This window comes from Planktothrix sp. FACHB-1355, from assembly GCF_014748295.1.
GTDB lineage: Bacteria > Cyanobacteriota > Cyanobacteriia > Cyanobacteriales > Aerosakkonemataceae > Aerosakkonema > Aerosakkonema funiforme_A.
Genome location: NZ_JACJUP010000560.1, coordinates 1 through 4,301 on the forward strand (window position 1 = coordinate 1; position 4,301 = coordinate 4,301).

At 44.4% G+C, this 4,301-nt stretch carries 4 protein-coding genes and 1 CRISPR repeat array; of the genes, 2 read left to right on the forward strand and 2 right to left on the reverse strand.

Annotated features, from left to right (window positions below):
* Positions 1–463: direct repeats of the CRISPR family, unit length 23 nt; unit sequence AATCCCGGCAACGGGATTGAAAC.
* A 32-nt stretch (positions 464–495) separates the two neighbouring features.
* Entirely contained in the window at positions 496–1,419 is a 924-nt protein-coding gene (locus H6S82_RS20600; protein WP_190463756.1) for a nucleoside hydrolase, read from the reverse strand.
* Between the two features lie 212 nt (positions 1,420–1,631).
* Here H6S82_RS20600 and H6S82_RS20605 point away from each other — a divergent pair, with 212 nt between their 5' ends.
* On the forward strand, positions 1,632–2,390 hold the full coding sequence (locus H6S82_RS20605) for a hypothetical protein (RefSeq protein ID WP_190463755.1): 759 nt from the start codon (positions 1,632–1,634) through the stop codon (positions 2,388–2,390).
* A gap of 530 nt (positions 2,391–2,920) precedes the next feature.
* Positions 2,921–3,130 carry a hypothetical protein gene (locus H6S82_RS20610; protein WP_190463754.1) on the forward strand — a complete coding sequence of 70 codons (210 nt, stop codon included), beginning with the start codon at positions 2,921–2,923 and terminating at the stop codon, positions 3,128–3,130.
* Between the two features lie 190 nt (positions 3,131–3,320).
* Here the strand turns inward: H6S82_RS20610 and H6S82_RS20615 are convergent, their stop codons facing one another.
* The gene (locus H6S82_RS20615) at positions 3,321–4,070 is read right to left on the reverse strand and encodes a Uma2 family endonuclease (RefSeq protein ID WP_190463753.1); all 750 of its coding nucleotides are present in this window, start codon (positions 4,068–4,070) and stop codon (positions 3,321–3,323) included.
* Positions 4,071–4,301: the final 231 nt, after the last annotated feature.

The following is a 4,301-nucleotide window of genomic DNA, read 5'->3' on the forward strand; positions in this document are numbered from 1 at the left end:
AATCCCGGCAACGGGATTGAAACTGGATCGGAGGGGTCTTTAGTCGCGGCCATTAAATTCCTTTCAATTAACAGAATCCCGGCAACGGGATTGAAACATATGATTCGATTTTACATATTAAAGAGTCCATTGTCTCTTTCAATTAACAGAATCCCGGCAACGGGATTGAAACGTTTAACTAACTGATCGTAGTTGTTAACGGGGGGGATCTTTCAATTAACAGAATCCCGGCAACGGGATTGAAACCGGCCTCTTTGAATTTCCCTTATGCCACCTCGCGCTTTCAATTAACAGAATCCCGGCAACGGGATTGAAACTTTGATTTCCTCAAGCAGAGCTTCGATTCGATCGAGGCTTTCAATTAACAGAATCCCGGCAACGGGATTGAAACAACCCGCCAGCAGAAAAGATTTCCATCCTGCTAGACTTTCAATTAACAGAATCCCGGCAACGGGATTGAAACAATTAGTGATTTCTGCACCCGTCTATCGGGAATCATCGTTTCCATTGCTGCAAAATGTACTCGTAGAAGCGTTCCGTATCGACTTTTTCCATCGCCTTAATTAAGCGTCCACCCGGCTCAACTTTAGTGCGACCCTGGCTGAGTCCACTGGTGACAATAACTGTTTCCCATTCGCGCAGTTGGTAAAACTCAGGATGTGCCAAATAAGCTGTCGCCAAAACATCCCAAAAATAAAAATCCTGGGGAATAACTAGCGCGTAACATTGTCCTGCTAAATCGGAAAGCGGATAGCGACGCTGTTTGCCAATTCGTTGCACAAATGCCGATGTTACTGGCACATTGTTGGTAACATCTAAAGAGCAAAGTACGATCGGAATGTTCGTTTGCCAAACTCTCTCTACAGCTATGGGGTCCCAGTAAGCGTTCCATTCCGCCGAACCGTCTTGTCCCGCTTCCAAAGAACGCTCTACATTACCGGGAACGTTAAGTGCGCCTCCCATCCAGATAATTTGTTTAATTTTTGCTTCAATCTCTGGAGATATCTCGATCGCACTCGCTACAGTAGTCAAAGGGCCAGTTACCAGTAGCGTGACAGGTTCTGGTGCTTGTTGAAGCGATCGCACCATAAAATTTTGACCCGATTCTGACACTTTCGGCGTTTTAATTGTCTCGTTTTCGTTCAAAATTGGCAGATGGTCAACAATAAACGAATCTCGTCGATAAAGTCGCGGGAACGGATTTATCCCGCGCACTGTACTTTCCGCTACAGGTACATCATGACAACCCATCAAATCTAAAATTTTCCGCGTCGCACTCACAGCCGGTTCAATATAGCAGTCCGCAGGCGTCACAATCACCCCGATCGGTTGCACTTGGGTCATTGTCATCAGCAACATAACCGATAAATAGTCGTCAACGCCACCGTCGCAATCCATGAGTACGAGTTGTTTCGACATATGTAAGCTAGGGACTAGGGAGTAGGGGCTAGGGTAAGAAAGGTTTATTATCAAGGGTTTCAGGAATTAAGAATGCCTTAATCGCCGATTCGGTTGCTATAAAAACTATAGCGATCGATAGTTAGCAAAGATAACAGGATAATTATCCGTGAGGTTGTTCGTTTGCGATCGACCTTCTGGCTTTTTTTCCTCCAGTTCTTTATCGGGTCGTTATGAACTATCGCTACTGGGTATTGCGGATAATAGAGGTAATAGTTTATACTGCGTTTTGTGCGATCGCTCCCGAAGTAGCTGATTTATTTCCAGGTTCATCTAAGCTGGATGCAAACATTTCCCAAAACGCGATCGATTTTCCCCTCAGTATTCGCGAATTATTCGGTAGCAAAACAGCACCGGGAGCGATCGCAGTCGGCGTCGCCGAAGGCAACTTGACCCCTAGAGGATCGCCCACTTCTATTTATTTGGGACATACCGACCCTGGCAACTTTGCGACCAACAGGGGATTTTGCAGTTGGAACAAAGCCGAAGCGATATCTGTAGAAGAAGCAGATAGCTTTTGTTTGCAAGCATTGCAGTCGCAATCTGTGGCGATCGAAAATCAGCTACTGGCGCTGGGACTGCACCCGAAGATTAACAAAAGAGCGATCGTCATGGGCACAGATTTGTGGAATCAATCCAATTCCGCTGGCCCTCAATTTCCCTTCAAATTTTCTTTAGCCCTGGAAAAAGGACTGACCGGAAGACAAGCGTATATCTGGGCACGAGTAGAATCATTTCGCAACGCTCAACAACAATTGGACGCCAGCGGGTTGTTTGGCATTTGCCAGCGAGAACCTTATTATCGCCAGCAACTTACGGAACTGCAACTAGACTCAGAAGAATGGCGCTGGAATTGTATAAAATTAGACCAATTGCGACGAGTAATCACAATAGAGAATGTTTTGAAATTACACCTAACTCAAAGAAAGTAATGAAATCAAATATAGGATAAGAATCATCACAAAACGCGCCCCTAAAATTGACCTGTAGCTTACCCACTAGCAAGCCGCTGTCAATACATATGTTTATGCCAAAGTAAGTGACACTTACATCTGTGTAAACCAGTGTTTATTTATTTTTGTATCTGGTTAAAAAATTTTCAAACTCACTTTGCAGATAAACATTTATGTTAATCTAAGCAAGGATTCAACTTGCCAAGGTGGGAACGTGTGAAAGTAGAATAAAAGTATCTCCACTAAATACTGTAAGGACGGAGTTACACCACCATTACCAAACCGTTATCTCACCGCATCCCACAACTGCATAACCGATTGTCACCGAACGAGAGCAACTTCTTACTGTTGGTAGATTCCTGCCAGCAAGCCAAATTCCGAAAATGGTTATGTTTTCTGAAAACGGTGTCAATCCGGTGATGTAAACTTAGCTTTAGGGCTGGGAGCGGTTAATAAAAACTCGACAGTAAAGCCTCCATCAGAAAAGAATATTAACAAAGGAAGCAAATATGTCTTTGCAAAAGTACGATTCCACACTTCCTCGCAGCATTGCAGATTTGGTTCACAGACACGGATTTAAAAGCGTGGTCAGAGAATTAGCAGCTTATTGTGAAGTGGAGTGGGTGCAAGCTGAAATCAGAAGCGAACCTGCTGACCACTGGCGCAATGTTGGTGTTACTTTAGTAAAAGTAGCTGAAAATTTGCCGTTGCAAGAATAGCTTGAGCGTATCGATCGCAGTTTGCCAAATTCGAGAACCCAGACATCAGGGTGATTTGTGATTACCTGTGCCATTGGTTACAGATCGAATTCGCCAAAACAAAAAAGTTATTAAAATAAAGGTAAGTCTATTTGAATCGAAAAAATAAGTGCGATCGCACTTCCTGTAAATGCGATCGCACTTGACCCACCTATACCTCCGGCTCAATCCCCGCAGCTCTTAGCTGAGCTGCCAATCGATCGGCCCGTTGGCGTTCCTGTTCGGCTCGTTGGCGCTCCTGCTCAGTCCGTTGACGTTCTTGTTCGGCTAACTCGAAACCCCATAACAAAAGATCTCCCTGTTCATCCCACCAGCGTAACCAAAAACCTGTCCGGTTTTCTCGGCTTCCTTGCCATATCCCCAGAAACAACCCCATCTCCGCAATCCAATAACGATTATTTACATCCGCTTGGCGTACCTGATACTGTCCGGAACTATCCAGTTGATAAACTTCCAAAACCCCAGTTTCCGGAGCGAAAATAGCATAGTTAGGAACGCACAAAACTTGCTCGTAAAAAAACCACTTACCAGGTGGATAAGTTGGCTTCGTAGAATACTCGCTACCCTCAGTATCCGAAATAAACTCCATCACTATGACGGGAATCTCTCCTTGAAGTTGGGGAGTATAGCTGCGCCTAACTTCAGCTCGCGAAACGCCGATCGTGGGAACATAACCCCAATCTGGGGCTTTTACCACAATTTTGTCATTGACTGTCGCACAAATTCCGTAATTTGTGAAAGTTAAGGCATTGGCAGATAGCCTACCGGCAAGTTGCAAGCTTTCTGTCAATGCAGCAGCAAGAGGTGGTTGATTGATATTATCCACAGGTTCATCATCTAATACGAAATCATCGGGGAGTTTTTCCCAGGTTATTTGATAAGGAGCGGTACGAGTTAACATGGTTTGTCTTCCTGCTCATTCTGCTATAGCAGACGGTTCAATTGTGATAAGTCAGAGTTTATTTATGGTAAGTTGTCAACATCTCAATTTTAATCTGGGACAGGCAAGATGCCTATCCCACAAGAATATTATCAAATTTGACTCTCAAATATAGATGCTAGAGCGCCATTCCACTAAAATGACTCGACCCCCTTTATAGTCTAGAGTGTAGGGGTGAAACATTGTGGCGAT